The organism is Xenorhabdus entomophaga (assembly GCF_037996725.1).
Lineage (GTDB): Bacteria > Pseudomonadota > Gammaproteobacteria > Enterobacterales > Enterobacteriaceae > Xenorhabdus > Xenorhabdus khoisanae.
In genome coordinates this window covers 1-2,849 of record NZ_JBBMXH010000201.1, presented here as the reverse complement: position 1 = coordinate 2,849, position 2,849 = coordinate 1, and the positions used below count along the sequence as shown (strand labels likewise).

Sequence of the window (2,849 nt, the reverse complement as noted above, 5' to 3'; positions counted from 1 at the left end):
TGTGGCAGCTCATCAAAAGAGTTAAGATTTTCTTGAATGCCGCTTCAGCAAATAGTTGGAAAGGAATAGGAAATATGAAATTCTCATAATTATGAAAAGTTATATATATACTTCTTTTAAATTACTCATTGCGACCGGCTGACCGCCTGCACTATTACAAGTTACCGTTGATACAATGGCAACCACATTATCTCCACCGTGTTCAGCAATAGTGGATTTTAATTTTTCAATATCAAAATTACCTTTCCAGTCATAATAATTTTCAGAGTCAAATGCTTTTTCAGTGACAATGTTAATCGCCTTACAACCATTTAGTTCTACGTGTGCTGCGGTTGTATCAAAGTGGAAATTTGAAATAAAAACAGGCTGTTGCGCTTTACCTTCTTGTTGTTTTATTTTTAACAACACTGGAAAAAGAATATTCTCTGCCCCACGTCCCTGATGAGCTGGAATAACATAATCGTAATCAAATAATTCTTTTACCTTATCTTTTAAATCGTAATAATTTCTGGAACCTGCATAAGCTTCATCACCAGTCATCATCGCAGCCCATTGCTGGTCACTCATCGCATTTGTTCCGGAATCGGTTAATAAATCGATGTATACCGCACTGCTAGGAAGTAAAAACGGATTATAACCTGCCTCTTCTAATGCCGCCCCACGCTCTTCTCTTGATGGAATACGGATATTTTCTACCATCTTAATGCGGAACGGTTCTACGATTCTTTTAGCCATAACAATACCTTTAATATGAAATTAAATAATTTAAGTGAAATTTTTCTGATTCTTTTAGCATAAGCAAAAAAGAGAAATAAAAATGAATAGAGGAAAATAAATCAGGTATTATTTTTGAGGGAAAAAGAAGGCGAGTTCAGTATCAATGTTAAACCATTTCTTCATATTGAAGAAACCTCTTAATACTATTAATACTTCATAAGACGAGTACATACTTTTATCCTTCCATTTTGGAACTAGTATACTTTTCGGAATAATGTATATAACAGTGAAAACTATTTAGTAATAGTATTAATGTATAAATTGAACAACAATCACATTATTAGTGAATTATTCATAAATAAATTAGACATTCATCACATTAATTTCTTTGGTGATTATTCTGCCAAGCAGCGTTGATCTTTAGTCACACAAGAGATAAGCACTTATGAACAATAACGCACTTGGCAGGCCAGACAGTGATACTCAAGATATAAGGTTATTTAGGCAGTACTCCAAATCCTCGTAAGTTACCAGTTTGATGGATAAACTGATTGTAGTACTCATTTTCTGCCACGGTGTTCATTGCGGTATGTTTGGTATGTACAGAAACTAAATCCATTGTCGTCTGGTGAATTTCTTTGTTCAGTTTATTGTGAATATCCGGATCATCAGACTCTTTGATTTGATTTAATAATGCGACCAGCTTCTCCGCTTCTTTCTGTATATCGGCTTGTTTGAATTGCGGAACAGGGATTGTGTAATCAAACACCATATTGACGGTATCGTTGTTTTCATCACCTTTGGAAGGCGGCGTTAATTTTTCACCGTAATCCGTTTCGAAATAATTCAGCAATTCCGTCTTATCAAAACATTTTGATTTAATATTGCCTTGTGATTTTTTATCGAAAGTTTTAATTTCTTCCGGAAAAGGTTTACCTAATGAATAACTACACTGGAAAACATTACCGTCAATCACCGTTGCATTACTGCTTTTCATCGGCATTTCAAGCTCATAGCCGTTAATCGTCACTTTGTAATCCACGGGTTTAAAACGATCAGCATGACCTTCCGCAGCATACACTTCCGACAAAGCGTAATACATATAATTATTCGGATTAATGATCCCGCCCTTATTGTTCTCAAATACCATAAAGGAGGATTTATTACCCTGACTATCCTGCACAGTATGTATTCCCGGCGACAGTTTTACACTCCCGCTAGTGCCGGATTCAATGGTGTAGTTTTTATCATCAATCTTCATAGTGATAGCACTATTTGTCGGGTTACTGTAATAAAATTGGTTTTTATTGTTATCCGAATCTAATACATCGCAGGCCACAAGGGGCAATACCACGCTACTTAACACGCCCAGTTTTAAAAGTGTTTTCATTAATAGCTATCCTAACAAGAATTTTCTTAGATTATTCATATATTATCAAAACACTGCAAATGTTTTTTCCGTCAATACCTGAAAATAAAAGCCTCTTATTAAGCAATAGATTAGATGTATGTAATGACGCACCACTACGCTATTTATCTGCTGACGGTATCAGGCAAAAATATCGCAGCAGATACACCGTACTCGACTATGATAAACACAATACATAAGCATGACTTATATAAATAACAATGATATTGATGATGCTGCACAGGCATTACCTTTCAAATACGGTTGAAGATGATTATACCAAACCGCTAGGTTGTTCAAATTCCCCTCACAAAACTTCAATATTCTCTAGTGCTTATTGACATATTATTAATCATGCAACATTATTAAGATGTAAACTAATTTATTTAAATGTTGCATGTTTTATGGGTATTGGTCATAACAGCATCGCTGTTGTGTCTTTGTTGTTACTGATAGAGGTTATGCAAGATTATGATGAAAGATCATTATGTGAAATTCTTTCCCTGCGCCCATCATTCATGGCTGCAAGAATACAAAAACATTTTAACTCACTTTTCTAATGTTATTATCTGCCCAACCCTCGTTTGCAAGATAAATACATTCATAAATGTATTGCTGAGTTAACATATTAAGTGCAACAGGTGAGATATTAAAAGGTGAGAGTCAACTGTGATAAATTTCACAGCTCTCACACCCGAAATAGTAGCCTGATATGCATAAACAA

2 protein-coding genes and 1 pseudogene are annotated in these 2,849 nt (G+C 34.9%); all 3 read right to left on the bottom strand.

Going from position 1 to position 2,849, the window contains the following annotated elements; translation table 11 throughout:
• Positions 1-105 precede the first annotated feature (105 nt).
• Positions 106-735: pseudogene (locus AAC854_RS21955) on the bottom strand (tryptophanase); the annotation flags it as partial.
• Between the two features lie 108 nt (positions 736-843).
• Positions 844-948: a tryptophanase leader peptide gene (tnaC, locus tag AAC854_RS24460; protein ID WP_072061467.1), complete on the bottom strand. Its 105-nt coding sequence runs from the start codon at positions 946-948 to the stop codon at positions 844-846.
• Between the two features lie 265 nt (positions 949-1,213).
• Entirely contained in the window at positions 1,214-2,107 is an 894-nt protein-coding gene (locus tag AAC854_RS21950; protein ID WP_340618953.1) for a hypothetical protein, read from the bottom strand.
• Between the last annotated feature and the right edge of the window lie 742 nt (positions 2,108-2,849).

Bases quoted from the DNA above. Each gene is read 5' to 3' on its own strand.
- tnaC (WP_072061467.1), bottom strand. From the start codon at position 948: ATGTACTCGTCTTATGAAGTATTAATAGTATTAAGAGGTTTCTTCAAT.
- AAC854_RS21950 (WP_340618953.1), bottom strand. From the start codon at position 2,107: ATGAAAACACTTTTAAAACTGGGCGTGTTAAGTAGCGTGGTATTGCCC.